The sequence below is a fragment of the Flavobacterium piscis genome (genome assembly GCF_001686925.1).
GTDB classification, from domain to species: domain Bacteria; phylum Bacteroidota; class Bacteroidia; order Flavobacteriales; family Flavobacteriaceae; genus Flavobacterium; species Flavobacterium piscis.
The window spans coordinates 360375-384542 of record NZ_LVEN01000042.1 but is presented as its reverse complement, the minus strand read 5'-3'; the positions used below and the strand labels follow the sequence as shown (position 1 = coordinate 384542).

Here is a 24168-nt window from a genome sequence, read left to right as displayed (position 1 = left end):
TTAAAAACAAGAAAACCATTTAGAAATTAATTTCCAAACGGTTTTATTTTGAATCAGATCTAAACTTTAATTTCAATCTAAAATCAGAAATCAGAAATCTAAAATTTAAATCGGCTTATAACTCTTCACTTCCCATTTTTTAGAAGCCAGATCAATATAGTTGTAATGCAAAACGTCATTTTTATCAAATTGTCCGTTTTGGTTGGTATCTTCTATTGTTCTAAAATATAGACGGCTTTTAGATTCTACTAAACTCCAATCGATTAACTCTTGAAAATCTTCCGAAATCTTTGTGAAATTTTCTCCGCTAATACTACTTAGATACAATGTTTTAATATCTCCTGAATCAATTTTCCCATCTTTATTCGTATCAGCATCAGCCAATGTATACACCATAATTTGGTTTTGAGTTCTGTCTGCAACCGCTTTCAAATAAGTAGCAGTTAAGATCAAAGCTGGCTTATCTGTCAAAGGGCGAATAGAATCTGAATCGACTTTTTGAAACTTCAGGTTTTGCAAATATCCTGTAATTTCATATTCGCCTAAATTTGAAATTGTAAAGCTTACATCGTTTACACTCGAAGATCCGTAACGTGATTTGGTTCGTTTTTCGAAAACGCGTAAATCGCCAACAGGATGAATTAAATAACTAGTTCCTTCCATCTGAATAGGCAAATCGGCTATTTCAATCTGCGTTGAATCTGTTTTGGATACAACATTTGATTTGTTGGCAGCATCATAAATCACTTTCGGTTTCTGAACGTCGTCTTTACAACTCACTAATGTTCCGACGATTGCCAAGGCTATATATGTTAAGGATTTTTTCATGTATGCTAATTATATTAGGATATCAAATATAGTATTTTTGATTGTATTATTTCGTTTTATTGAATTTTACTAAGGCAAAGATGTTGAGAACTACAATTCCCAGATAACCAAGAAATATAATCCATTGCTGTTTTAGAAAAGAAACCTGAAAAACCTGAAGTTCTTTTTTTCGGTTTTCTTCCGCCATTCTAAGTGTATTTATCTCTGAATATATTCCGTTACCGCAAACAAAGCCACGATCTCGATTAGGCCTTGGTTTAGCATTTGCCAATACATAAATATTATCTTCAGACAAAACCCATGTTGGTACATTTTCCTCAGACATAATACTAATTACATTCACAAAAGTATCGTAATCTGTTTTTCGTCCAAAATGAATTTTAGCCCCATTTATAGTATCATATTTTTTAATCAAATTATGAACAAAAAAACTCAATTCTTTTAACTTCTGTTCCTCTTTTAATTTATTGTCTTCAAACTTAAAAATTTTATACTTTCTTAAATCTTCAACTTTAAATTTTACAAGTTCATCTTTATTGGGAACAAAAAACTCAAGATAATTATAAACTTTAAAAGCATCAACTTTATAAAAATAGTACAAACACAACAACGGAATAAAAACCAAAGATATTATTCCCGGCACGTAAAAAATTCGTTTTCTTTTTTCGCGCTTATTTGTCATAACCTCGCATTCAGCTTTACATTGAAAACCCTTGAAGTCATATAATTCGGAATCGCATATTGGTTTTTAGAGTACACATCACGAACCCAGGTATTGGTGATTGCGTTTTGATTATTAAAAAGATTGAAAATTTCTAACCCAACAGATAATTCTTTGAAGTTTTTCAACCACTTTGCCTTAGCCACTTTTATACTATTGTCTACAAAAACTTTAGCAAAACCAACATCTACTCTGCGGTAATCGTTCAATCGGTTTTGATACAAATACGGATCTGAATATGCCGGCGCTCCACCTGGCAAACCAGTATTATAAACCAGATTAAGATATAATTTCACACTCGGGATATTCGGCATATAATCCTGAAACAGCATTGCGAATTTCAATCGTTGATCTGTTGGTCTGGCGATATATCCTTTATCTGCATAATTTTCTTCGGTTCTTAAATAACCAAAACTAATCCATGATTCAGTTCCCGGAACAAATTCCCCGTTCAGCCTGAAATCAAGACCTTGTGCGTAAGCAGTTGCATTATTATTGGCGATATAACGAATTCTCACATTATCGATCGAATATACATTGACATCAGAAAGTGATTTATAATACAATTCCGTTACCCATTTAAACGGACGGTTCCACATCTTGAAATTATAGTCATTACTCAAAACAATATGCACGGATTCCTGCGCTTTTACATTTGGATTCACAACGCCATCCAGATCACGAAGTTCTCTATAGAAAGGCGGCTGATGATACAATCCTCCCGAAAGTCTGAAAACCATATCCATATCCCAATCCGGCTTAATTGCAAACTGAGCACGCGGACTAAAAACAACTTGATTTTTTCCTTCAACCGAGGCTCCGGAAACATCCCAACTCTGAAAACGAGCACCTACATTATACCAAATCTGATTGGATCCCAGTTCTGATTTCTTATTGTATTGGGCGTATCCCGAAAATCTGTTGATAGTATTAAAATTAGTCGCACGAACATCCTGATACGGCAAAAGTGGCCCTGTATAAGGTTCGTAAGGCTGATTGTTTTTAGGTAAAATAACAATAGGCGGATTAATAGAAAAACCTGCCGAGTCAATCATCTCCCACTCTACAATTCTGTCACGAATCGATTCTCTGGTATATTTTAGACCAAACTCTAACTGGCTGTCATTTTTCCATTCCTTAAAACCTTTAATTTCTGCATTCGCAATTAAAGCATCCAAATCATTTCTGGCGTGATTGAGCTGCGAACCAATTCCGCGTGTAAAATCGACTTGAGTTGATCCGTCGTCTCCTACATTTCCTAAACGATATTGCGCCAAAATATCAAAATGCTCCTCCTCTTTTGTATGAAACAGCGAACCTATAAATTTTAAAGTAAAACTTGGCAAAACCTTGTAAGTTGTTTTCAAAGCGCCAAAATACGTATCGTATTGATCTCGTTCTTTTCCTTCGTAATACACCGCCAGAGACATAGGCTGATCTATTGTTCCAAATTTTGTTTCGCGTGTTAATGGCTGATACAAATATTTATTCTGAGAAATATTACCTAAAAAACTCACCTGCCATTTATCCGAAATATCATAATTGACATTTGTCTGAATATCGGCAAAAGTAGGCGTATAATTAGTTTGCGTGTCCTGACTATTTACCAGCAAACTGTTGTTTCGATAACGAACTCCAGTCACCGCTGACCACTTTTTATTTTTAGAAACAGCATCAACAGCAATACTTCCGCCCAATAAACTAGCCTCTAACGAAGCGCCAAACTCAGTTGGCTTTCTATAAGTAATATCTAAAACTGAAGATAATTTATCGCCAAATTTAGCCTGAAATCCTCCTGCCGAAAAATCAACATTCTGGACCAGATCTGTATTCGTAAAACTCAAACCTTCCTGTTGTCCGGAACGAATCAAAAACGGACGATAAACTTCTACTTCGTTTACATAAACTAAATTTTCATCGTAATTACCCCCACGAACTGCATATTGTGTACTGAGCTCATTGTTTGAATTTACTCCAGGCAATGTTTTTAGAATATTTTCGATCCCTGCATTTGGTCCGGGAATTTTCTTGATTGTCGCCGCATCAACAGTAGCAATTCCCTGAACACGCTTTTTATTTTTGGTAGAAACAAAAACTTCTCCCATTTGCTCTTCTGAGCTGCTCATAACGGGATTAAAAACAAAAACTTCATTGGGATTTAAATTCACCGTAAGACTCATCATTTTTAAAGAAATATGAGTAAAAATCAGCGAAGTTTTTTTGTTTGAAGGGATATTGATTTCAAAAAAACCATTTTCATCAGATTGCCTTGTGGTTCCTAAAGAAGTAATATTTACATCAGGAACAGGACGGTTATGATCATCTAAAATAACACCTTTTACATGAGCATTTTGAGCAAATGAAAAACACGTAATACATAAAAAAAGAAAAACGAATAATTGCTTATTATGGTTCAATCGCTTTGGTTTTATTTTTGTTGACTTCTAAAAAAACGAGTTTCAAAGATAGCAGAATTACCCACATTATCAATCACTTCTATTTTTAAAACATTTTCTCCATCCAGCAACAATTCATTATCAAAAGTGTGCGTAATTCTTCTTGCTTTATTTTCATATTCAAATAAAACCCAGTTTCCGTTTAAATATCCATTGTATGATTTTATACCGGATGCAGCATCGCTAATCGTAAAATCGATTTTTTTCTGGTCACTTATCCATTTTCCTTCAACAGGTTTTGCAATCCTAATGACCGGAGCAATTGTATCGAGAACCAAACCGTATTGCCCCAGTATTTTAGCTTTTGCAGTAAAAACATCTCCTTTTCTAATGGTTCCGTTATAACTGGTACCTTTCCCGATATACAATTTATCACGCAAAGATTCAGGATAAACAGTATCTCTAATAGTAATGGTAAAGTTCGAATGTACCGGAACCGTATCATCATGAATATAGATTTTATTGTTCCTTACATCAAAATTCATATTAAAATCTTCATAGAAAGTTCCTGCGGGAAAGAAAACCGACATATTATCTTTCTCGAAATTGGAGTCCTTATTATATTTAATAAAATATTTCGACATAACAGGTTCCGCCTGTACAAGCGGTGTTGCAGTATCGTATTCAATTGGAACTGTAATTGAATTTTGATTCCCAAAATAATCAGAAACTTCAATTCTATACGTCGAAGCCAGATTGGGTTGAGCCGAAATTATACCGCGTTCTGAATCTGTTTTAACAATACTTAATGCAAAAGGCGTTTTCATGAAAAGCTTTTGAATACGCTGACTTGTCTTTTTATATCTCGAATAATCAATAAAAGCATTGATATAACGCATTTCGTCAAACGAATAGGTATTAAACTGATAATTATAATTTTGATTTCCGTTTAAAAAACCGGATACATTAAAGACCCCATTTTTATTATGAGAAACATCATCGTTATCAACTGCATTAATTCCAAAACCAATTTTTCCGTTTGTTTTTACTTTTCCTGCCAAATAAGTTCCGTCTTTTTGAAGTGTCATATTTACCAGCAAAGGCTGTTTCGACTGATTGACCGTTGCATTATCTAAAGGATAAACATATAAACTCGTAAGCGTGGGTTTTTGGGTATCCTTAATATTTTTATCGAATCCAAAAAACAGTGGATTGATTACAAATTCTGTTTTACTATCCCGAATTTCAAAATGCAAGTGCGGCCCTTCAGAAGAACCTGTATTTCCGGAAAGCGCAATTATCTGTCCTTTTGTAACAGGCAATTCGTTTGGTTTCAGAAACATTTCGATTTCGTATGCTTTTTCTTTATAATGTGTTTTTTTTACATACTCCTGAATTTCATCCACAGTAGTTTGTAAATGTCCGTAAACTGAGGTATATCCGTTCGGGTGCGTAATATAGATACATTTTCCGTTGCCAAAAGTTGAGATTTTTATTCTTGAAACATAACCATCAGCAATTGCATGTACACTTAAACCTTCTCTTTGATTGGTTTTTAAATCGAATCCCGCATGAAAATGATTGGGCCTTAACTCCCCGAAATTACCGGAAAGCTGCATCGGAATATCAAGCGGAGCACGAAAATCATTCTTTGGATATTGCGTCTGAGCAAAAATAAAAGGGCAAAAAAATAAGGTGAGTAGTGAGAATTTCATAAGCAACATTTTTGCTAAGATAAAAAAATAAGAAGCCAAAACCGAGTAAAAAGCTACAAAAATACAATTGATTGAATTTCATTTAATTGGTTATTTTTAATGTAAAAAAATCGATAAAAAATTGCATTAATAAAAAGGAATACTAACTTTGTATGATTAAGTAATGAATAGGATTTACAATGAGTGTAATTGCAGAAATAATTGATACTCTTGAATATAAAGTCGAAAAGCTTTTTGAGAAGTCAAAAGCTCTAGAAAAAAATAATCAGGTATTACGATTAGAACTAGCCAAAGCTGCGCAAATTATCCAGAAACAATCTGAAGAAATGGAGGCTTTGAAGAAGCAATATGATACACTTAAAATAGCCAATTCGTTGCTCGGCAGCGACAATAACAAGAGAGAGACAAAGCTTAAAATAAATTCATTAATTCGCGAAATTGATTACTGTATAGCACAACTATCAGACTAGAAAGACATGGACGGAAAGCTAAGAATTAAAATATCAATTGCAGACAGGGTATATCCGCTAACGGTAGAACCTACTCAGGAAGAAGGACTTAGAAGTGCTTCAAAAAAAATTGATGCTATGATCAAGCAATTCGAAGAAAGTTACGCGGTTCGTGACAAACAAGATGTTCTGGCTATGTGTGCTTTACAATTTGCATCACAAGTAGAACAAAAACAAATTGATAACGCAATCGATGGAGAAGAAACCATCGAAAGAATTAAAAGATTAAATTCGCTATTAGATCAATATCTCGAAAATTAAACGTTCTTTACAGAAACTAAGATACTGCCTACATTAGTTCACAATTGGTAAACTCAACACTAACAAATTAAAGTGAGTGAATCTTCGCTACTATAGTATGCCCTGCTTCGGCAAGGAAACTTGAACAGTGAGTTAGCTCAAAACTTGTCTTTACGAGTTTATTCAAGCAATTAATGTAGGCTTTTTTTATATATAAATTTTAACAAACATGGACATAATAACGATCATTATTTCAGGTATTATAGGGATTGCGGCAGGTTTTGCAATAGCTAAAATTATCGAAAAAAGCAATATTTCTAATCTAATCAAGAACGCAAAAAAAGAGGCTTCTTCAATTTTAAAAGATGCTAATTTAGAAGCCGAAAACATTAAAAAAGATAAAATTCTTCAGGCAAAAGAAAAATTCATTGAATTAAAATCTGAGCACGAGCAAGTTATTTTAGCCAGAGACAAAAAAGTAGCCGAAGTAGAAAAAAGAGTTCGCGATAAAGAATCTCAAATTTCTAACGAACTTTCTAAAGCCAAAAAAGTAAACGACGATTTTGAAGCTAAAACAAACGAGTACAATAACAAAATTGAAGTTTTAGATAAAAAACAAGCTGAAGTTGACAAATTACACAAAAGTCAATTGCAGCAACTTGAAGTTATTTCAGGGCTTTCTGCAGAAGAAGCAAAAGAACAATTGGTTGAAGGTTTAAAAGCTGAAGCCAAAAGTAAAGCCATGTCTCATATTCAGGATACTATTGAAGAGGCAAAACTTACAGCTCAGCAAGAAGCGAAGAAAATCATCATCAACACTATTCAGAGAGTGGGTACAGAAGAAGCGGTTGAGAATTGCGTTTCTGTATTTAACATTGAATCTGATGATGTAAAAGGTAGAATTATTGGTCGTGAAGGACGTAACATTAGAGCTCTTGAAGCTGCAACGGGAGTAGAAATCATTGTTGATGATACGCCGGAAGCTATTATACTTTCTTGTTTTGATCCGGTTCGTAGAGAAATTGCACGTTTGTCATTGCACAAATTGGTAACTGACGGACGTATTCACCCAGCAAGAATTGAAGAAGTTGTAGCTAAAACAGCCAAACAAATCGATGACGAAATTATCGAAGTTGGTAAACGTACGGTTATCGATTTAGGAATTCACGGTTTACACCCGGAATTGATAAAAGTAGTTGGTAGAATGAAATACCGTTCATCTTACGGACAAAACTTATTACAACACTCAAGAGAAGTTTCTAAACTTTGTGGTATCATGGCAGCCGAATTAGGCCTGAATGTAAAACTGGCTAAAAGAGCAGGTTTACTACATGATATTGGTAAAGTTCCGGATACTGAAAGTGATTTACCTCACGCATTGTTAGGTATGCAATGGGCGGAGAAATATGGTGAAAAAGAAGAAGTTTGCAACGCCATTGGAGCTCACCACGACGAGATCGAAATGAAATCATTACTTTCTCCTATCGTTCAGGTTTGTGATGCTATTTCAGGTGCAAGACCAGGAGCAAGACGTCAGGTTTTAGATTCATACATTCAACGTTTGAAAGATCTTGAAGAAGTAGCTTACGGTTTTAGCGGTGTAAAAAATGCATACGCAATTCAAGCCGGTAGAGAGCTGCGTGTAATTGTAGAAAGCGAAAAAGTTTCTGATGACAATGCAGCCAACTTATCTTTCGAAATTTCACAAAAAATTCAAACCGAAATGACTTATCCAGGTCAGGTAAAAGTTACAGTAATTAGAGAAACAAGAGCAGTTAATATCGCTAAATAATCTCAACATTCTATAAAATAATAAAGGCTATCTTCTACAGATAGCCTTTATTATTTATATCAATTTAGGATTTTAAATATCATTAAAGATGATTTTAAAACTAGTCCCTACTCCAACTTCACTTTCTACAGAAATAGTTCCTTTCATAGCCTCAATTTGATTTCTGGTTATATACAAACCAATTCCTCGGGCTTCCTGATGTTTATGAAAAGTTTTATACATCCCAAATAATAAATCACCGTATACATTCAAATCGATACCTAATCCGTTATCTGTAATTTTTAATGATTTATGCCCTTCGGGTTCAATCGAAAAATCGAACACAATAACAGGATCCCGCTCAGGATGCGCATACTTTATGGCATTTGTTGCAAAATTCAACAAAACACTTTCCATATAAGCCGGATTAAAATTAATTGTCAAATATTTAGGAACATTATTTATTATCGTAACATTCTTTTGTTTATCAAATCCTTTGATAGTCGAAATCGTTTTGTCGATATATTCACAAAGTTTTACTGGCACAACAGCAATATTTATATTGCTTTGTGTCTTTACAATCTGAGTCAGATTGGCTATAGTATCATTCAAATCGTTAGAAACGGTTCTTAAATGCTCTAGCATTTCATTAACGGTTTGTCGTTCTATATCGGCATCAATAAAGTCCAAAATCGATTTTATATTTCCTGCCTGTGTATTTAAATTATGCGAAACGATATGCGAAAAATTCACCAGTCGGCTGTTTTGATCACTATATAATTTCATGGTTTTTAAAAGCTCTAACTCTTTTTCCTTTTGTAAAGAAACATCAGTATGTGTACCAATAACGCGTAACGGCTTTCCATTTTCATCCCGTTTAATCACTTTTCCGCGATCCAGAATCCATTTATAGTTACCACTGGAAGTCATTACACGATGATAATTTTCATAATACGGAATTTTATTATCAAAGTGTTCCTGAATATCCGAATAGTATTTTGGCAGATCATCGGGATGCACAATTTTATCCCAGCGTTCCGGGTCATCAAAAATATCCGAAGAATCTAATTCTAAAATTTTAAGCGATAAAGAAGAATAGAAAACATTATTGGTTACCATATCCCAATCCCAAATTCCGGCTGTTGAAGCTTCTAAAGCAAACTGAAAACGCTCCTCGGATAAACGGAGCTTTTCTTCCTTATCTTTTAATACTGTAATATCCGAAACATGTCCGTAAAAACTCACGCAGCCATTTGAAGACAATTCTGTTTTAGAAGAAATTTTAAACCAACGCAATCCTTTTTTTGGCAAAACAGCCCTAAACTCAATATTCCAGGGTTTGATTTCTTTTCTTGCTTTGACTAAAGACTGAAAAAAAATATCCTGATCCTGAGGAAAAATTCTATTGTAAATAATAAGTTCCGGATTACTTAAAAACATTTCTGTATTAAGTTCTAAAATTTCATCAGCAGATTTACTGACAAGGGGGAAAGTATAATTGTTATCACAATCAATAATAAACTGAAAAACTAAATCGGGCATTTCTGCAAATAACTTCTTGTAAAAATTATTTACCTCTAAGCAATCTTCACTTCCATATAAATCAAAAACCATATGCTACTTATTTTACTTAAATTTAGTGATCAAAATAACATTTAAAACAATAAAAGTGCTGTTTGTCGATCTTATCTGCTTTTAGTAGAAAATACATCACAATATATTAAATTTTCACTTAAAATGACTTGTCAGAGCAAAAAAATTATTTTCGAGGATGATAGGAATGCATCACTTCTTTTAGAAAACTTCGATCCAAATGCACATAAATTTCAGTAGTTGTGATCGACTCATGCCCTAACATTAATTGAATCGATCTTAAATCGGCTCCGTTTTCAAGTAAGTGAGTAGCAAATGAATGGCGCAAAGTATGAGGACTAATGCTTTTATGCAAATTGATTTTTACAGCCAAATCTTTGATAATCGTAAATATCATGGCTCGTGTAAGCTGATTCCCTCTTCGGTTCAGGAATAAGGTATCTTCGTGACCTTTTTTGATCGTTAGATTTACACGAACTTCCTTTTGATAAATCTGTATGTATTTTTGCGTCAGTTTTCCTATGGGAACAAAACGTTCTTTGTTTCCTTTTCCGGTAATTTTTATAAAGCCTTCATCAAAAAACAAATCAGAAATTTTAAGCGAAACGAGTTCAGAAACCCGAAGTCCGCAACCGTATAAGGTTTCCAGCATGGCGCGATTTCGCTCGCCTTCGTTCGAACTTAAATCAATGGCAGCAATAAGCGCATCAATTTCTTGTACAGACAAAGTATCCGGTAATTTTCGGCCTGTTTTGGGCGTTTCGATTAATTCAAGCGGATTATCATTTCTATAATCTTCAAAAACCAAATAATTAAAAAAACTTTTTAATCCCGAAATAATTCTCGCCTGCGAACGAGGATTCACCTCTTTTGCAACCGCGTATATAAATTGCTGTATTGTTTCTTCATTTATTTTTAAAGGAGAAACTTCAATTTGATTTGTTTCTAAAAAAAGACACAATCGCTCGATATCAAAACCATAGTTTTCGATGGTGTTTTTAGACAACCCTCTTTCGATCCTTAAATACGACTGATAATCTTTGATATACCTATTCCAATTCATACTTACAAAGTAAAACATTTTTGGACATAAAAAAACCTTCCTGAATCAGGAAGGTTTCTTAGTATGAAATATCTAATTAGATTAGAATTTGTATCCTACAGATAAAGAGAAAACGCTGTTTTTAACTTTTGCATCACTACCTTCTTCTGTTTCAGCAATATTTGACAAGCCAAGGTTATAACGCAATCCTACAGAAAGATTTTCAGTAAAATCATATCCAGCACCAAAGTTTACTCCAAAATCAATTGATTTAAAAGCATCTTTTACATCTACATCATCTGAATATGTCTCACCATCAACAGTTTCCTTATACTTTGACTTAGCACTAAGTAAAAATCCAATTTGTGGTCCAGCTTCAAGACTAAATTTTTCTGCAACATAATATTTAAACATTACAGGAACATTTAAATAGCTTAAATTTACTTTATTTTCATATGAACTAAAAATATCGCTTCCTTCTTCTTTTGCTCCTTGAGTTGAGAATAAGATCTCAGGTTGAATAGCGAATTTATCAGTCAATTTAATTTCAGCGAAACCACCTACTTGAAAACCAACTAAAGATTTTGCATCTTCAACATCTCCTGTAAATGTAGCTAAGTTTGCACCAGCTTTAACTCCAAATCTTGTTTCTTGAGCGCTTACACTCATAAATGCCATAACTGCAACTGCAGATAAAAGAACTTTTTTCATTTTTAATTGTTTTGGTTAAATTAATTCGAGGGCAAATATAGAAATATACTTACCAAAAAATTATTTGTATTTTAACATTTTTTGTAGTAACTAGGCGCAAAATCTTATTAAAAACAAATTCTTCTTACAAAAAAAGCCTTTCAAATTAGAAAGGCTTTCAATTTTTTATAGTACTAGAATTTATAAGCTGCAGAAAACGAAAAAACACTATTATGAAGTTTAGTATCATCACCTGCTTCGGTTTTTGCAATATTTGCTAATCCTACATTATATCTTACCCCTATCCCAAAATGTTCTGTAAAATCATATCCTGCTCCAAAATTTAATCCAAGATCAATTGATTCGAAACTATCTTTAATATCATTTTCAACAGTCTGACTAAATCCATCCAACTTTGTTTTTGTTTTTGCAGAAACTAAAAACCCAATTTGCGGACCAGCCTCAATACTAAATTTTTCTGCTACATAATATTTAGCCATTACAGGTACATTTATATAAGCCAAATTAAATTTAATATCTCCAGTGTAAAAATCTCCATCTAAGTAATCTCCAATATTTGTAAATTTAGTTCCTTGATCAGAATACAGAAGCTCTGGCTGCAAAGCAAATTTCTCAGAAAGTTTTATTTCTACAAAACCTCCAACATTAAAACCTATTCGTGATTTCAGGTTAGCTCCATCTGTATCTCCGGTAAAAGTTGAAACGTTTAAGGCTCCTTTAAGACCGTACTTAACATCTTGTGCATTTGCAAATCCAAATGCCATCACTGCAATTGCAGAGAAAATTACTTTTTTCATTTTATTTTTTTGGTTGATTAATTTCGCCAAATATAGAAATATCCTCATTATAAACTAAATTGATATATGATTAAATTCCGACGAAATAGACAATAATTTCTTGTTCTAAAACCTTCAGGCATAAAAAAAACCTTCCTGATATCCAGTAAGGTTTTGTTATTATTTAATTCTAGAATATTAAAATTTATAAGCCAAAGATAACGCAAGGTTACTATTTTTAGCACTATCATAATAATCATCTTCATTATCAATATCTTTATCAGAAAGAGGAGATAAACCAAGAGTATATCGAAGACCAATTGAAAGATTATCTGTAAAATTATATCCTGCTCCTATATTAAAACCAAGATCTACTGATCTGGTAAAATCTTTAATGTCTTCACCGTCAACTTTAGCGGACAATAAAATACCTAACTGTGGTCCAGCTTCAACACTAAATTTTTTATCTACGATATAATATTTTGCCAATACCGGAATATTTAAGTAGTTCAGCTTAGTATCGTAATCTTCTCCAAAAGGACCATCAAATTTAGTTCCCTGAGTTGAAAATAAAAGTTCTGGTTGTATAAAAAATTTCTCAACAACATGAATTTCCGCAAAACCTCCCACGTGAAAACCGACTAATGATTTAGTATTATCAACATCTCCGCCAACTACAGTTGACATGTTAAGACCTCCTTTTATTCCAAATCTTGTTTGTTGTGCATTAGCAAATCCAAATGCCATTACTGCAATAGCAGCTAAAATAATTTTCTTCATTTTAATTTGTTTTGATTAAATTTAATAATCAAATATAAAAATATACTTCACAAAAAATTATTTGGAATTTAACAAATAAAGTGGTAATTAGACACTTAACCGCATTAAAAGCAAACGAAGAAACTTTAATTTGTTTTAAATTAAACAATTTTAAACAAAAAAAGCCTTCCTAAATTAGGAAGGCTTTTCAAAATTATCGTAATTCCAAATTAGAATTTGTAAACCACTCCAAAGCTTACATCTCTCAAATCAGTACCAAAATTAAAAGTATTGATTTTGTCAGCATCATGTCCACCATTGTTGTTTACACTATATCCTAGACCAAGCCAAGTAGCTTCGATTGCAAAATGGCTTGATAAGAAATAGCTTAAACCTAAACCAACATTTGCTCCAATTTCATTTTCTTTATAATCTCCACTTTTTGAGTTTGTAAAATCAACACCTGCCTGACCATATACAGAAAACTGAGAAGCTGGAGTAAAGTAATATCTACCAAAAGCCCCAACTGTGAAATCATTGGTTTTGTCATCATTTACCTTATGTGTTCCAAAACCTAATTTAGCACCAATAGCCACATTTTCAGTTACAAAATAACCTACTCTTGGTTCAACTATAAAATTATTACTTTTACTATCCCCTTCTTTTGTAGAATTTACACTTAACGCTCCAGAAATAAAAGCATCACCTTTTGAAAATCCTCCAGTTTGCGCATTAGCAAAACTAAATCCCATTACTGCAATAGCAGCTAAAATAATTTTTTTCATGTTTACAATTTTTATTTATTATTATACCGTAAAACTAATCTTATACTTGTTAAAAAAAGTCCATCATAAGACTGAAAAGTATTAAAATAAGCCACAATTGATAAGGAAACAAAAAACTGAAAGACAAAGGATTAAAGGCAAAAACATGAAATAAGAAGCGCAAAAAACAAAAATGAGTGCGAATTTTATTAATTATTTAAAGCAATATATAAAACAATAAAATCAAAAAAATGTAGTTTTGAATTATAGATAACGTTAAAAAATACCAAATTTTAAAAAACACTTTTATGAAAAAGATAATTTTAGCAGCTGTTTTGTTTATGGCAACATCAGCTACAATTCAGGCTCAATTATTAAAAATTGGAGTTAAGGCAGGGGTTAACTTTGCAAATCAAACAGGAGATGCAAGTTTTGACGGAATAGATTATAGTAAAGACGGAATTACAAGTTATCATGCAGGTTTGGTTGCTGAAGTAAAGTTATTAGAGAAATTTTCTATTCAGCCAGAGCTTCTGTATTCTACTCAGGGAGCAAGTTATAAAAATGCTTTGGGTGAATTTAAAAACGAATTAGGATACTTGTCCATTCCTGTAATGGCTAAGATTTACATGACCAAATCATTAAGTCTAGAAGTTGGACCTCAAGCTTCTTTTTTATTAAGTAATAAGGAAGAATTTGATGCTCAAGACCCTAAAACTTTTGACTTTGCTATTAATGCAGGTCTTGGATTAAAAATTACCGAAGGAATATTTATTCAAGGACGTTACGGATTTGGATTAACAGAAGTTTCATCTAAAGCTGATCTTAAAAACTCAGTATTCCAACTTTCTGCCGGATTCATGTTCTAAAAAATATATCACATACTTTTACAAAAACCGTTCTATTAATTAGAACGGTTTTTTTATTTTTACCAAGTTCAATGGTAATGGCAATAGCAAAAATCAATGGCAATGTCAATTGCAATGGCAATGTCAAAAATCAATGTCAAAAATCAATGTCAATGTCAATGTCAATGTCAATTGCAATATCATCAACTAAAAAATCAACAATACAATAACTTAGATTAAATGAACTTATATTACCTATACGGTTTAAAAAAATCTAATATTTTCAAAATAACTTAAATATGAAAATCGCTATAATCAACGGACCCAATTTAAATCTTTTAGGAAAAAGAGAACCGGAAGTTTACGGAAGTCAAACTTTTGAAGATTATTTTGAAACGTTGCAAAAAACGTATCCAAATATTGAACTGTCCTATTATCAAAGTAATATCGAAGGCGAACTGATTGGCAAAATTCAGGAATTTGGTTTTACATACGACGGAATCATTTTGAATGCCGGCGCTTATACACATACCTCTATAGGTTTGGGAGATGCTATTAAAGCAGCAACAACACCAGTAATCGAAGTACATATTTCGAATACCTATGCCCGTGAAAGTTTCAGACACCAATCGTATTTATCAGGCAATGCAAAAGGTGTAATTTTAGGTTTTGGACTCAAAAGTTACAATCTCGCTATTCAGTCTTTCTTATAGGTTTTTATTTAACAAATTTTTAATAAGCTCATTTTTAACTTATTCTATTTTTGTTAGAGAAACCTATTTCATGAAAAACTATACTTTACTTGCCTTTTTATTTTTTTCAATTTCAAATTTCGCCCAGATAAAGGGAACTATAACGGATGAAAAAGGTAATCCGCTGCCTTTTGTTTCTGTATTTGAAGAAAACACTTATAGCGGAACCACTTCGAACGAACAAGGAAAATATCAGCTAAATGTCAAGGAAATTGGTAAAAATAAAATCGTTTTTCAATATTTAGGTTTTAAAACTCAAAAGATATCCGTTTCGGGAGATTCAAAAACAATTGTTTTAGATGTAAAAATGCCTGAAGAAAGCTTTGCTCTAAATGAAGTTGTAATTGATCCTAAAAAAAATCCTGCTGATGCTATTATAAGAAGTGCTATAGCAGAAAAAAAAGACAACTCAGACAAAACCGGTAGATATACAGCTGATTTTTATTCGAAAGGAATGTTTAAAGTTAAGGATTTGCCTAAAAAAATTCTGGGCAAAAAAGTAGATTTGGGACAAGATATGGCATCCAACCTGGATTCTACCGGAAGCGGAATTTTATATTTGTCTGAAACTATTTCTAAAATTATTTTTGAAAAACCGGACAAATTAAAAGAGAAGATTATTGCCTCTAAAATTTCGGGAAATAATAAAGGATATAGTTACAATACTGCTTCGCTCTCTACTTATGACTTTTACGACAACACGCTGGACTTTGATGTCAAGCTCATCTCTCCTATTGCTGATAATGCTTTTAGTTACTACAAGTACAAACTCGAAGGGACATTTTATGATGATAACAATCAGCAGATTTACAAAATTAAGGTAATTCCCAAACGTGATAAAGAACCTGTTTTTGAAGGTTACATTTATATTGTCGACGATAGTTTTGCCATTTATGCCCTGGATTTAGATATAAAAGGGTACCGCATGAAGAATGAATTTACTGAAGTAATGACCTTAAAACAAAGCTTTAGTTACAATGCAAAAAATAAAATCTGGAGTAAAAATGCGCAAACACTGGATTTTAATGCCGGTATCTTTGGCGTAAAATTCTCGGGAAAATTTAATTATGTGTATTCTAATTACGAGTTTCCAGCTTCGTTTGAGAAGAAAACATTTGGAAATGAAATTGTTGCCTTTGAAGCCAATGCCAACAAAAAAGATGATGCTTTCTGGAACCAGATCAGACCCATTCCGCTAACGATCGAAGAAAGCACAGATTATACTAAAAAGGATAGTCTGCAAACCATTAGAAAATCTCAAAAATATATCGATTCTGTAGATGCAAAAAACAATAAGTTTAAAGTCACCGATATTTTAATGGGTTATGATTATAAAAACACTTTCAAAAAATATTCTTATGATTACAAAGGATTATTAAACATCGCTTCTTTAAGTTTTAATACCGTTCAGGGTTTTAATTTAGATTCCGGTTTTTCCTTTAGAAAATGGAATGAAGACAAAGGAAAAAGCACTTCGATAAGTACGACATTTAACTACGGTTTTTCGGATGAGCGTTTTCGCGTTGTTGGTGAATTCAGTCATAAATTCAATAATCTGAATTTTGCGACCATTGGAGTTTCCGGAGGAACAAAGGTCACACAGTTTAATAGTTTCGAACCTATAACGAAGCTGGTCAATTCTGTAAGTTCTTTATTTTTTAAAGACAATTATATGAAATTATACAACCTTGAATATGCTCAGATTAACTATTCGCAAAACATTCTAAATGGAGTGAATTTGTTTGGAAAAGTAGCTTATGAACAGCGAAAACCTCTTTTTAATACCACAGATTATTCTTTCTTTAAAAAAGATGATATCTACTCTTCAAACAATCCGGTGTCACCAAATGATTTTACAACACCGGCTTTTAATCAGCATCATTTATTTAAGGCCGCTATAAGTACCCGCATTAATTTTGGCAACAAATACATTTCAAGACCTGATGGAAGATATAACATTAAAAATGATAAATATCCAACCGTATTTTTAGCATTTGAAAAAGCATTTGCTGCCAGTGAAAAAAAATACGAGTTTGAACGAATTGGCGCTTCTGTTGTTTACGATTTATCATTGGGCAACAAAGGAACTCTGGGAATGAATTTAAGAACAGGAAAATTCTTTAATGCCGAAAATATTTCGTTTATAGATTACAGACATTTTAACGGAAACCAAACTCATATAGGAACAAGCGATCGTTATTTGAATGTTTTTAATTTGATGCCATACTACGCTAACAGCACAAACGACAGTTATTTTGAGATGCATTTAGAGCACAACGATACCGGATTTATCATGAATAAAATCCCGCTATTGAATCTTTTAAAATCTACCATGAACCTTGGATTTCATTCATTGTCCATTCCGGATAGAAAACCTTATACTGAATTAACGGTTGGTTTAGACAATCTTGGATTCGGAAAATTTAAATTGTTCAGGGTGGATTATGTTCATTCTTATCAAGGTGGAATTGAACAAAATGGTGTTGTGTTTGGGTTGAAGATTTTGAATGTCCTTGATTAGATTAAAGACAATCTTGTCACTTCGACGAAGGAGAAGTCACATAAAGAAGTTCACACAAAGTAACTTCTGCATATGCTTTTTTTAAAGTGACAAAAAACTATAAAAACATTAAAAATTATGTTTAATCCACAAGAAGGATTTCATTCCTATTATGTGTACATTTTAACCAATAAATATCGTTCTACTTTTTATATCGGCGTAACTAACAATTTAAAATTAAGATTACAACAACATAAAGACAATTTAGGAAATGGAAACAAAACTTTCGCTTCAAAATACAGTATAGAATTTCTAGTTTATTATGAAAAATTTGTTTGGATCCAAGAAGCAATTGCTCGAGAAAAAGAATTAAAAAAATGGAGAAGAGAAAAGAAAATAGAATTAATACAAAGTTTCAATTCAGGCATGGAATTTCTTAATTATCATTTCGAATAAACCATCAAATTGTCAATTTTGTCATTCGAAAGAGAAATTACGTGACGTGATCTACTTTATGTGACTTCTCCTTCGTCGAAGTGACAAACTTTATCTATAAAAAAATCCACTTACTCTTTAAAAAAAGAATAAACGGATTTTTTTCCAGATTCAAAACCTTAGCACCTTTGAACCTTTGCCCCTTTGAACCTCAGAATCAATGATAATCATCCGGTTCAATATGTATCAAAACATTCCCCAATTGAGGAATTTTTTCTTTTAAAGTATCTTGCAATTTATGAGACAAATCATGTCCTTCTTTCACTGAAATTTTTGCCGAAACTATGGCATGAAGATCTACGTGATATTTCATTCCCGCTTTACGGATAAAACATTTCTCGGTTCCCAAAATTCCTTGTACAGTTAATGCTTTTACACGAATTTCTTCGACTAAATCATCATTCAAATTTTCATCCATAATCTCTCCAAGCGCAGGTCTGAAAATTTTATAGCTGTTATATAAGATAAAAAAAGCAGCAAAAAGTGCCGCCCAATCATCTGCTGATTCATAGCCTTTTCCCATAATCAACGCAATCGAGATACCAATAAATGCGGCGATTGAGGTAACAGCATCACTGCGATGATGCCAAGCGTCGGCCGCCAAAGAAGAACTATTAGTTTCTTTACTTCGTTTCATTACCAGCCTAAATGAATATTCTTTCCAAACAATAATTACACCCAAAACATACAATGTCCATGATTTTGGCAATCCGTGAGGAGTTTGGATATTTGAAATACTTTCGTACGCAATAATTGTGGCCGAGGTAATTAAAAATCCAACAACCAAAAAGGTAATTAAAGGCTCTGCACGACCGTGGCCGTAAGGATGGTTTTCATCTGCCGGTTTATTAGAATATTTGATTCCGAACAAAACCAAACAAGATGAAAATATATCTGCAGTAGACTCGATCGCATCTGCAATTAAGGCATAAGAATTGCCAAAAAAACCTGCCAAACCTTTTACCAAGGCTAAGCAGGTGTTCCCAACTATACTAAATATAGTAGCTTTTACAGCTTTTTGTTCATCTGTCATTTAGACTATTTTTTTTCGCCACGAATTCATGAATTGCAAAAACTCTTAATTTTTAGAATTCAATCTTAATCATCGTTTAATTCCTGAATTCGTGGCAAATATTTTTACGCTCTCACGATTTTTGCTCCAATTGCTCTTAAACGTTCGTCGATACGCTCGTATCCACGATCGATTTGTTCGATATTTTGAATTGTACTTGTTCCTTTTGCTGATAGCGCTGCAATTAATAATGAAATCCCGGCACGAATATCTGGAGATGACATTGTTGTTGCTTTTAGTTGAGATTCAAAATTATGTCCCATAACCACCGCTCTGTGCGGATCGCATAACATAATTTTTGCTCCCATATCGATTAATTTATCTACAAAAAACAAACGGCTTTCGAACATTTTCTGGTGAATTAAAACATCTCCTTTTGCTTGTGTTGCCACAACCAAAACGATACTTAATAAGTCAGGTGTAAATCCTGGCCAAGGCGCATCTGCGATTGTTAAAATAGAACCATCAATATCTGTTTTTACTTCATATCCGTCTTTATGAGCCGGAATGTAAATATCATCATTACGTTTTTCGATTGTAATACCTAGTTTTCTAAAAGTATTCGGAATCAAACCTAAATTTTCCCAACTTACATTTTTAATCGTAATTTCGCTTTTTGTCATCGCCGCAAGACCAATCCAAGAACCAATTTCGATCATATCAGGTAAAATTCTGTGCTCACAACCTCCAAGACTTTCAACACCTTCGATAGTTAATAAGTTCGAACCCACTCCAGTGATTTTAGCTCCCATAGAGTTTAGCATTTTACACAACTGTTGTAAGTAAGGCTCACAAGCTGCGTTGTAAACTGTGGTTGTTCCTTTTGCCAAAACAGCTGCCATTACAATATTTGCAGTTCCGGTTACAGATGCTTCGTCAAGTAACATATCTGTTCCTTTAAGTCCTTCTGCCGGGGCTTCTACTCCATAAAAGTGGTCTTCTCTATTGTATCTGAATTTTGCTCCAAGGTTAATAAAACCTTCAAAGTGAGTATCTAATCTACGACGACCTATTTTATCTCCTCCAGGTTTAGGAATATATCCTTTTCCAAAACGGGCCAATAATGGTCCAACAATCATAATAGAACCACGAAGTGCTCCACCTTCTTTTTTGAAAGCTTCGGTTTCTAAATATCCAACGTTAACTTCATCAGCCTGAAACGTAATCGAACCCGGTTCATTGCGTTGAATTTTAACTCCTAAATTACCCAACAAAGTGATTAATTTATTGATGTCAATAATATCGGGAATATTATTAATTTTTACTTTATCCCCCGTTAGAAGCACGGCACATAAAATTTGTAATGCCTCATTTTTTGCTCCTTGTGGCGTTATTTCTCCTTTTAAAGGAATTCCTCCTTCGATTTTAAATACTCCCATATTTTTTTTTAGGTTCTGAGGTTCTGAGGTTCTAAGGTTCTGAGCTAAAAATCTTAGTAGCTTAGCATCTTAGTATCTTAGCACCTTTTTTTATTTCTGATTATTGTTTTTTTGAAATGGTTTTGGTTTTCCCGGACCTTTATTGTTTTTGTTACTTTGAATTTTTGGCTGTCCTGGTGGCGTAATTTTGTTCGACATGCGCTTGTTGGTACGCAATAAATCGGTAGTATTCAAAAGCTCTTCTGTGCTTTGTAATAAATTGATTTTTCCTCCTGACAATTCAAATAAATGTTCAAAAATCACATCATCTTTTACCGTGTCTTTGTTCCAGCTCAGATATGATTTTTTCATGTGGTTGGCAATTACCAATACCAATGCATTTTTCATTTCTCCATCTTCCCATTTGTTGGCAACATCAATCATATATTTGATATTGTTACCATAAAATCTGTATTTAGGAAAGTTTTGCGGATAGTGTAAAACATCTGGTTTTAACTGCAACACATCTCTTGACGGAATTGGATATGGAGATTCTACATTCAATCTAAAATCAGACATAATAAAAAGCTGATCCCATAATTTATGTTGAAAATCCGGTACATCACGCAAATGCGGATTCAGACTTCCCATAACCTGAATGATGTATTTCGCTGCTTTATTGCGCGTTTCATCATCTTCGATAATAGTGGCCTGATCGATTAATTTTTGTAAATGACGACCATATTCCGGAATAAGTAAACGTTGTCTTTCAGAATTGTATTCTAAATTAAAAACAACGTCATTCGCGATTTCTTTTTTATATTTTTCGACCATAATTATAATGAAACTATACCTTCTATAGTAGAAACTTCTTTGTATTTGCTAATCACCTGATCGGCACTATGCATTGTAACATCTACAGAAACACTGGTAAATTTACCTGTTTTAGATTTTGTTGTTTTAATAACGGCGCCCATACTGTCAAAAGCTTTTTCAACCCGTTCGACATTATCATCGACCGATGGCACTATAAATTTATACAAATATTCTGCAGGCCAAGTATTTGAGTTATCTAACTCTACCTTTAATCTTTCGTAAAATTCGGCTGTGTTTTTTTCTTTATCGTTCTCCATTTGCACATTAAAATAGAAGGCAAATATACGTTTTTGATTTCAGATTTCAGATTTTAGATTTTAGATTTTTTTCATTGAAAAAAGAGTTGATTCTTTGCCACGAATTTCACTAATTCACACTAATTATATTGCGGTAAATCTATCCTTGATTTTGTTTTTTTTTGATCAATTCTAAAGTTAAAATTCTTGAAAACTCGTGAAATTAGTGCCAAACTTTTATATTTGGAAAACATTGCGGAGAAATTTGCCTGCAAAGTTGCAAAGTTTTGTAAACTTCGAATATTTTTTCTTTGCGTCTTTGCGACTTTGTACGATTAAAAAATACATTACTATGAAAAACTACATTCTTATTCTTTTTATTGCACTCACATTCAACTCAATAAAAGCTCAGGAAATAAAAACGATGACTTATTTTCAGAATGACACAATCAAACTGGATCTTGATTTGTATCTGCCAAAGAAGAAATCCAACGAAAAAATTCCGTTAATTATTTTTGCTTTTGGTGGAGGATTTTCGGGTGGAGAACGCACAAGCGAAAAAGAATTCGGGCTTTTTATGGCAAAAAACGGGTATGCAGTTGCCAGCATTTCGTATTCTTTATATATGAAAGGAAAGGATTTTGGTTGCAAAGGAACTTTGACTGAAAAAATAAAAGCAATACAAATTGGTGTGAGTGATATGTGGCAAGCCACTTCTTTTTTGATTGAAAATGCCAATAAATACAACCTTGATGCTTCGAAAATATTTATTTCAGGAATTAGTGCCGGAGCCGAAATTGGTTTTCATGCTTCGTTTTGGGATTATAAACTTATGAATTTATACAAAAATAATCTTCCTGAAAACTTTAAATACAAAGGTTTCATAGGTGGTTCGGGCGCTATCCAGGACATCAATTTAATCACAAAAGAAAAAGCAATTCCGATGTTATTGGCACACGGAAACAATGATGATACTGTTCCGTATGCGGCAGGCTCGCATCGTTCCTGCCCTACAAATGCTTCTGGATGGCTGATTCTTTTTGGGTCTTATGCTGTTTACAATCATATGAATGATTTACATAAAGATATTGAACTGATTACTTTTTGTGGCGGCGGACATGAATTTTCAGGTTATCTTTTTCACCAGGGACAGCAATATGTTCTGGATTTTGTAAATGATGTTTTGCAAGGAAAAAGATTTGAATCGCATATTATTATTCCTTCAGGGAAAAAAGGTGCTGGTGCTGGGAAGTATTTGTTTTGCGAGTGATACAATTAAAACAACAACTTGCCTACTATTATAAAACTGGACTAAAGTCCAGCCCTACAATATTTGTCGAGTCTACGACTCTTTTTGTTTGAATTCCTGAGGAACGATTCATTTTATCGAGCATACGACTCTTTTTCGTTTGAATTCCTGAGGAACGATTCATTTTATCGAGCCTACGAGTCTTTTTCGTTTGAGTTCCGGAGGAACAATCCATTTAATAGGGCTGGACTTTAGTCCAGTTGAGGCAATATAGCCCCAAAGTTTTAGTCAAAAGCACTAGCGATATCACCTAAAATTGCGAAATCATTCGCTCAAGGCAAAATAATCTTTTTAAATACAATAAGTTTAGGTAAATTTGCGCTTTATTTTAAGAAAGTGCAAAAACAAATCATAGTTTTAATTGGTGGCCCGGGAACGGGAAAATCTACTCTTATTAACGAATTGGTAGCTCGTGGCTACTGCTGTTATCCTGAAATTTCAAGACAAGTTACACTCGAAGCACAACAGCGTGGTATCGACCAATTGTTTCTGGAACAACCTTTATTGTTTAGCGAAATGTTGCTTGAAGGCCGCATTAAACAATACGAAGATGCTCTTGAAGAACCCGACAGTGTTGTTTTTATAGATCGCGGAATTCCTGATGTTGTCGCTTATATGGATTATATAGGTGATGATTATCCGGCACATTTTGTAAAAGCTTGTGAGGATTTCAAATACACCAAAACTTTTATTTTACCACCTTGGGAAGAGATTTACGAATGCGACACTGAGCGCTACGAAAATTTCGAACAGGCTTTAACGATACAAAAACACCTTGTTGAAACCTATAAAAAATATGGCTACGACTTAATTGAGGTGCCAAAAGATACGGTTGACAACAGAATTCTTTATATCTTAGATAAAATTTAGGCTTGTTTTAAAGTTGCAAAACTAGAA

Annotated in this window: 23 protein-coding genes; 9 read left to right on the top strand and 14 right to left on the bottom strand. The window is 33.2% G+C overall.

Going from position 1 to position 24168, the window contains the following annotated elements; genetic code table 11:
* Nucleotides 1-105: 105 nt before the first annotated feature.
* From FLP_RS19110 to FLP_RS19095, 4 genes are read right to left on the bottom strand one after another with little or no spacing between them, the layout of a single operon-like run.
* On the bottom strand, nt 106-828 hold the full coding sequence (locus tag FLP_RS19110) for a hypothetical protein (protein ID WP_065451076.1): 723 nt from the start codon (nt 826-828) through the stop codon (nt 106-108).
* Between the two features lie 46 nt (nt 829-874).
* The gene (locus FLP_RS19105; RefSeq protein ID WP_065451075.1) at nt 875-1510 is read right to left on the bottom strand and encodes a hypothetical protein; all 636 of its coding nucleotides are present in this window, start codon (nt 1508-1510) and stop codon (nt 875-877) included.
* Nucleotides 1507-3966 carry a TonB-dependent receptor gene (locus tag FLP_RS19100; RefSeq protein WP_065451074.1) on the bottom strand — a complete coding sequence of 820 codons (2460 nt, stop codon included), beginning with the start codon at nt 3964-3966 and terminating at the stop codon, nt 1507-1509. Before FLP_RS19100 ends, FLP_RS19105 begins: the two co-directional genes overlap by 4 nt.
* A gap of 11 nt (nt 3967-3977) precedes the next feature.
* Nucleotides 3978-5660 (bottom strand): M23 family metallopeptidase, encoded by a 1683-nt coding sequence (locus tag FLP_RS19095; protein ID WP_065451202.1) that lies wholly within the window; start codon nt 5658-5660, stop codon nt 3978-3980.
* A 179-nt stretch (nt 5661-5839) separates the two neighbouring features.
* On the opposite strand from FLP_RS19095, the gene FLP_RS19090 reads away from it, so the two are divergent.
* The 3 genes from FLP_RS19090 to rny all read left to right on the top strand — a co-directional run bounded on the left by FLP_RS19090 (nt 5840) and on the right by rny (nt 8201).
* Complete coding sequence (locus FLP_RS19090) at nt 5840-6130, top strand: hypothetical protein (RefSeq protein ID WP_065451073.1); 291 nt, start codon at nt 5840-5842, stop codon at nt 6128-6130.
* A 6-nt stretch (nt 6131-6136) separates the two neighbouring features.
* A complete protein-coding gene (locus FLP_RS19085) occupies nt 6137-6430 on the top strand; it encodes a cell division protein ZapA (RefSeq protein ID WP_041516860.1) in 294 nt (97 codons plus the stop codon).
* 208 nt (nt 6431-6638) lie between these two features.
* The gene (gene rny, locus FLP_RS19080) at nt 6639-8201 is read left to right on the top strand and encodes a ribonuclease Y (protein ID WP_055091880.1); all 1563 of its coding nucleotides are present in this window, start codon (nt 6639-6641) and stop codon (nt 8199-8201) included.
* A 72-nt stretch (nt 8202-8273) separates the two neighbouring features.
* Here rny and FLP_RS19075 read toward each other — a convergent pair whose 3' ends face one another.
* The 6 genes from FLP_RS19075 to FLP_RS19050 all read right to left on the bottom strand — a co-directional run bounded on the left by FLP_RS19075 (nt 8274) and on the right by FLP_RS19050 (nt 13846).
* Entirely contained in the window at nt 8274-9794 is a 1521-nt protein-coding gene (locus tag FLP_RS19075) for a PAS domain-containing sensor histidine kinase (RefSeq protein WP_065451072.1), read from the bottom strand.
* A 145-nt stretch (nt 9795-9939) separates the two neighbouring features.
* Entirely contained in the window at nt 9940-10836 is an 897-nt protein-coding gene (gene xerD, locus FLP_RS19070) for a site-specific tyrosine recombinase XerD (RefSeq protein WP_065451071.1), read from the bottom strand.
* An 81-nt stretch (nt 10837-10917) separates the two neighbouring features.
* A complete protein-coding gene (locus FLP_RS19065) occupies nt 10918-11526 on the bottom strand; it encodes a porin family protein (protein WP_065451070.1) in 609 nt (202 codons plus the stop codon).
* A gap of 173 nt (nt 11527-11699) precedes the next feature.
* A complete protein-coding gene (locus FLP_RS19060) occupies nt 11700-12323 on the bottom strand; it encodes a porin family protein (protein ID WP_065451201.1) in 624 nt (207 codons plus the stop codon).
* A gap of 177 nt (nt 12324-12500) precedes the next feature.
* A complete protein-coding gene (locus FLP_RS19055) occupies nt 12501-13082 on the bottom strand; it encodes a porin family protein (RefSeq protein WP_065451069.1) in 582 nt (193 codons plus the stop codon).
* 209 nt (nt 13083-13291) lie between these two features.
* A complete protein-coding gene (locus FLP_RS19050) occupies nt 13292-13846 on the bottom strand; it encodes an outer membrane beta-barrel protein (protein WP_065451068.1) in 555 nt (184 codons plus the stop codon).
* 287 nt (nt 13847-14133) lie between these two features.
* Between FLP_RS19050 and FLP_RS19045 the strand changes: the two genes are divergently transcribed.
* From FLP_RS19045 to FLP_RS19030, 4 genes are all read left to right on the top strand, one after another.
* The gene (locus tag FLP_RS19045) at nt 14134-14694 is read left to right on the top strand and encodes a porin family protein (protein ID WP_065451067.1); all 561 of its coding nucleotides are present in this window, start codon (nt 14134-14136) and stop codon (nt 14692-14694) included.
* Between the two features lie 278 nt (nt 14695-14972).
* Nucleotides 14973-15386, top strand: coding sequence for a type II 3-dehydroquinate dehydratase (gene aroQ, locus FLP_RS19040; RefSeq protein ID WP_065451066.1), 414 nt, complete (start codon nt 14973-14975; stop codon nt 15384-15386).
* Between the two features lie 70 nt (nt 15387-15456).
* Nucleotides 15457-17946: a DUF5686 and carboxypeptidase regulatory-like domain-containing protein gene (locus tag FLP_RS19035; RefSeq protein WP_065451065.1), complete on the top strand. Its 2490-nt coding sequence runs from the start codon at nt 15457-15459 to the stop codon at nt 17944-17946.
* A 117-nt stretch (nt 17947-18063) separates the two neighbouring features.
* Nucleotides 18064-18381: a GIY-YIG nuclease family protein gene (locus FLP_RS19030; protein WP_065451064.1), complete on the top strand. Its 318-nt coding sequence runs from the start codon at nt 18064-18066 to the stop codon at nt 18379-18381.
* Nucleotides 18382-18577: 196 nt separating this feature from the next.
* Here FLP_RS19030 and FLP_RS19025 read toward each other — a convergent pair whose 3' ends face one another.
* The 4 genes from FLP_RS19025 to FLP_RS19010 form a co-directional block, all read right to left on the bottom strand.
* Nucleotides 18578-19453, bottom strand: a complete 876-nt coding sequence (locus FLP_RS19025) for a cation diffusion facilitator family transporter (protein WP_065451063.1) — start codon at nt 19451-19453, stop codon at nt 18578-18580.
* A gap of 104 nt (nt 19454-19557) precedes the next feature.
* Nucleotides 19558-20871 (bottom strand): UDP-N-acetylglucosamine 1-carboxyvinyltransferase, encoded by a 1314-nt coding sequence (gene murA, locus FLP_RS19020; RefSeq protein WP_065451062.1) that lies wholly within the window; start codon nt 20869-20871, stop codon nt 19558-19560.
* Nucleotides 20872-20961: 90 nt separating this feature from the next.
* Complete coding sequence (locus tag FLP_RS19015; protein WP_065451061.1) at nt 20962-21684, bottom strand: DUF4290 domain-containing protein; 723 nt, start codon at nt 21682-21684, stop codon at nt 20962-20964.
* 2 nt (nt 21685-21686) lie between these two features.
* Nucleotides 21687-21983, bottom strand: a complete 297-nt coding sequence (locus FLP_RS19010) for a DUF493 family protein (RefSeq protein ID WP_017498101.1) — start codon at nt 21981-21983, stop codon at nt 21687-21689.
* 331 nt (nt 21984-22314) lie between these two features.
* On the opposite strand from FLP_RS19010, the gene FLP_RS19005 reads away from it, so the two are divergent.
* Nucleotides 22315-23232: a carboxylesterase family protein gene (locus tag FLP_RS19005; RefSeq protein ID WP_065451060.1), complete on the top strand. Its 918-nt coding sequence runs from the start codon at nt 22315-22317 to the stop codon at nt 23230-23232.
* 375 nt (nt 23233-23607) lie between these two features.
* Nucleotides 23608-24141, top strand: coding sequence for an AAA family ATPase (locus tag FLP_RS19000; protein ID WP_065451059.1), 534 nt, complete (start codon nt 23608-23610; stop codon nt 24139-24141).
* The last annotated feature ends 27 nt before the right edge of the window (nt 24142-24168 follow it).

Bases quoted from the DNA above. Each gene is read 5' to 3' on its own strand.
- FLP_RS19065 (WP_065451070.1), bottom strand. From the start codon at position 11,526: ATGAAAAAAGTTCTTTTATCTGCAGTTGCAGTTATGGCATTTATGAGT.
- FLP_RS19085 (WP_041516860.1), top strand. From the start codon at position 6,137: ATGGACGGAAAGCTAAGAATTAAAATATCAATTGCAGACAGGGTATAT.
- FLP_RS19050 (WP_065451068.1), bottom strand. From the start codon at position 13,846: ATGAAAAAAATTATTTTAGCTGCTATTGCAGTAATGGGATTTAGTTTT.
- FLP_RS19055 (WP_065451069.1), bottom strand. From the start codon at position 13,082: ATGAAGAAAATTATTTTAGCTGCTATTGCAGTAATGGCATTTGGATTT.
- aroQ (WP_065451066.1), top strand. From the start codon at position 14,973: ATGAAAATCGCTATAATCAACGGACCCAATTTAAATCTTTTAGGAAAA.
- FLP_RS19045 (WP_065451067.1), top strand. From the start codon at position 14,134: ATGAAAAAGATAATTTTAGCAGCTGTTTTGTTTATGGCAACATCAGCT.
- FLP_RS19105 (WP_065451075.1), bottom strand. From the start codon at position 1,510: ATGACAAATAAGCGCGAAAAAAGAAAACGAATTTTTTACGTGCCGGGA.
- murA (WP_065451062.1), bottom strand. From the start codon at position 20,871: ATGGGAGTATTTAAAATCGAAGGAGGAATTCCTTTAAAAGGAGAAATA.
- xerD (WP_065451071.1), bottom strand. From the start codon at position 10,836: ATGAATTGGAATAGGTATATCAAAGATTATCAGTCGTATTTAAGGATC.
- FLP_RS19010 (WP_017498101.1), bottom strand. From the start codon at position 21,983: ATGGAGAACGATAAAGAAAAAAACACAGCCGAATTTTACGAAAGATTA.
- FLP_RS19075 (WP_065451072.1), bottom strand. From the start codon at position 9,794: ATGGTTTTTGATTTATATGGAAGTGAAGATTGCTTAGAGGTAAATAAT.
- FLP_RS19035 (WP_065451065.1), top strand. From the start codon at position 15,457: ATGAAAAACTATACTTTACTTGCCTTTTTATTTTTTTCAATTTCAAAT.
- FLP_RS19090 (WP_065451073.1), top strand. From the start codon at position 5,840: ATGAGTGTAATTGCAGAAATAATTGATACTCTTGAATATAAAGTCGAA.
- FLP_RS19030 (WP_065451064.1), top strand. From the start codon at position 18,064: ATGTTTAATCCACAAGAAGGATTTCATTCCTATTATGTGTACATTTTA.
- FLP_RS19095 (WP_065451202.1), bottom strand. From the start codon at position 5,660: ATGAAATTCTCACTACTCACCTTATTTTTTTGCCCTTTTATTTTTGCT.
- FLP_RS19015 (WP_065451061.1), bottom strand. From the start codon at position 21,684: ATGGTCGAAAAATATAAAAAAGAAATCGCGAATGACGTTGTTTTTAAT.
- FLP_RS19005 (WP_065451060.1), top strand. From the start codon at position 22,315: ATGAAAAACTACATTCTTATTCTTTTTATTGCACTCACATTCAACTCA.
- FLP_RS19025 (WP_065451063.1), bottom strand. From the start codon at position 19,453: ATGACAGATGAACAAAAAGCTGTAAAAGCTACTATATTTAGTATAGTT.
- rny (WP_055091880.1), top strand. From the start codon at position 6,639: ATGGACATAATAACGATCATTATTTCAGGTATTATAGGGATTGCGGCA.
- FLP_RS19110 (WP_065451076.1), bottom strand. From the start codon at position 828: ATGAAAAAATCCTTAACATATATAGCCTTGGCAATCGTCGGAACATTA.
- FLP_RS19060 (WP_065451201.1), bottom strand. From the start codon at position 12,323: ATGAAAAAAGTAATTTTCTCTGCAATTGCAGTGATGGCATTTGGATTT.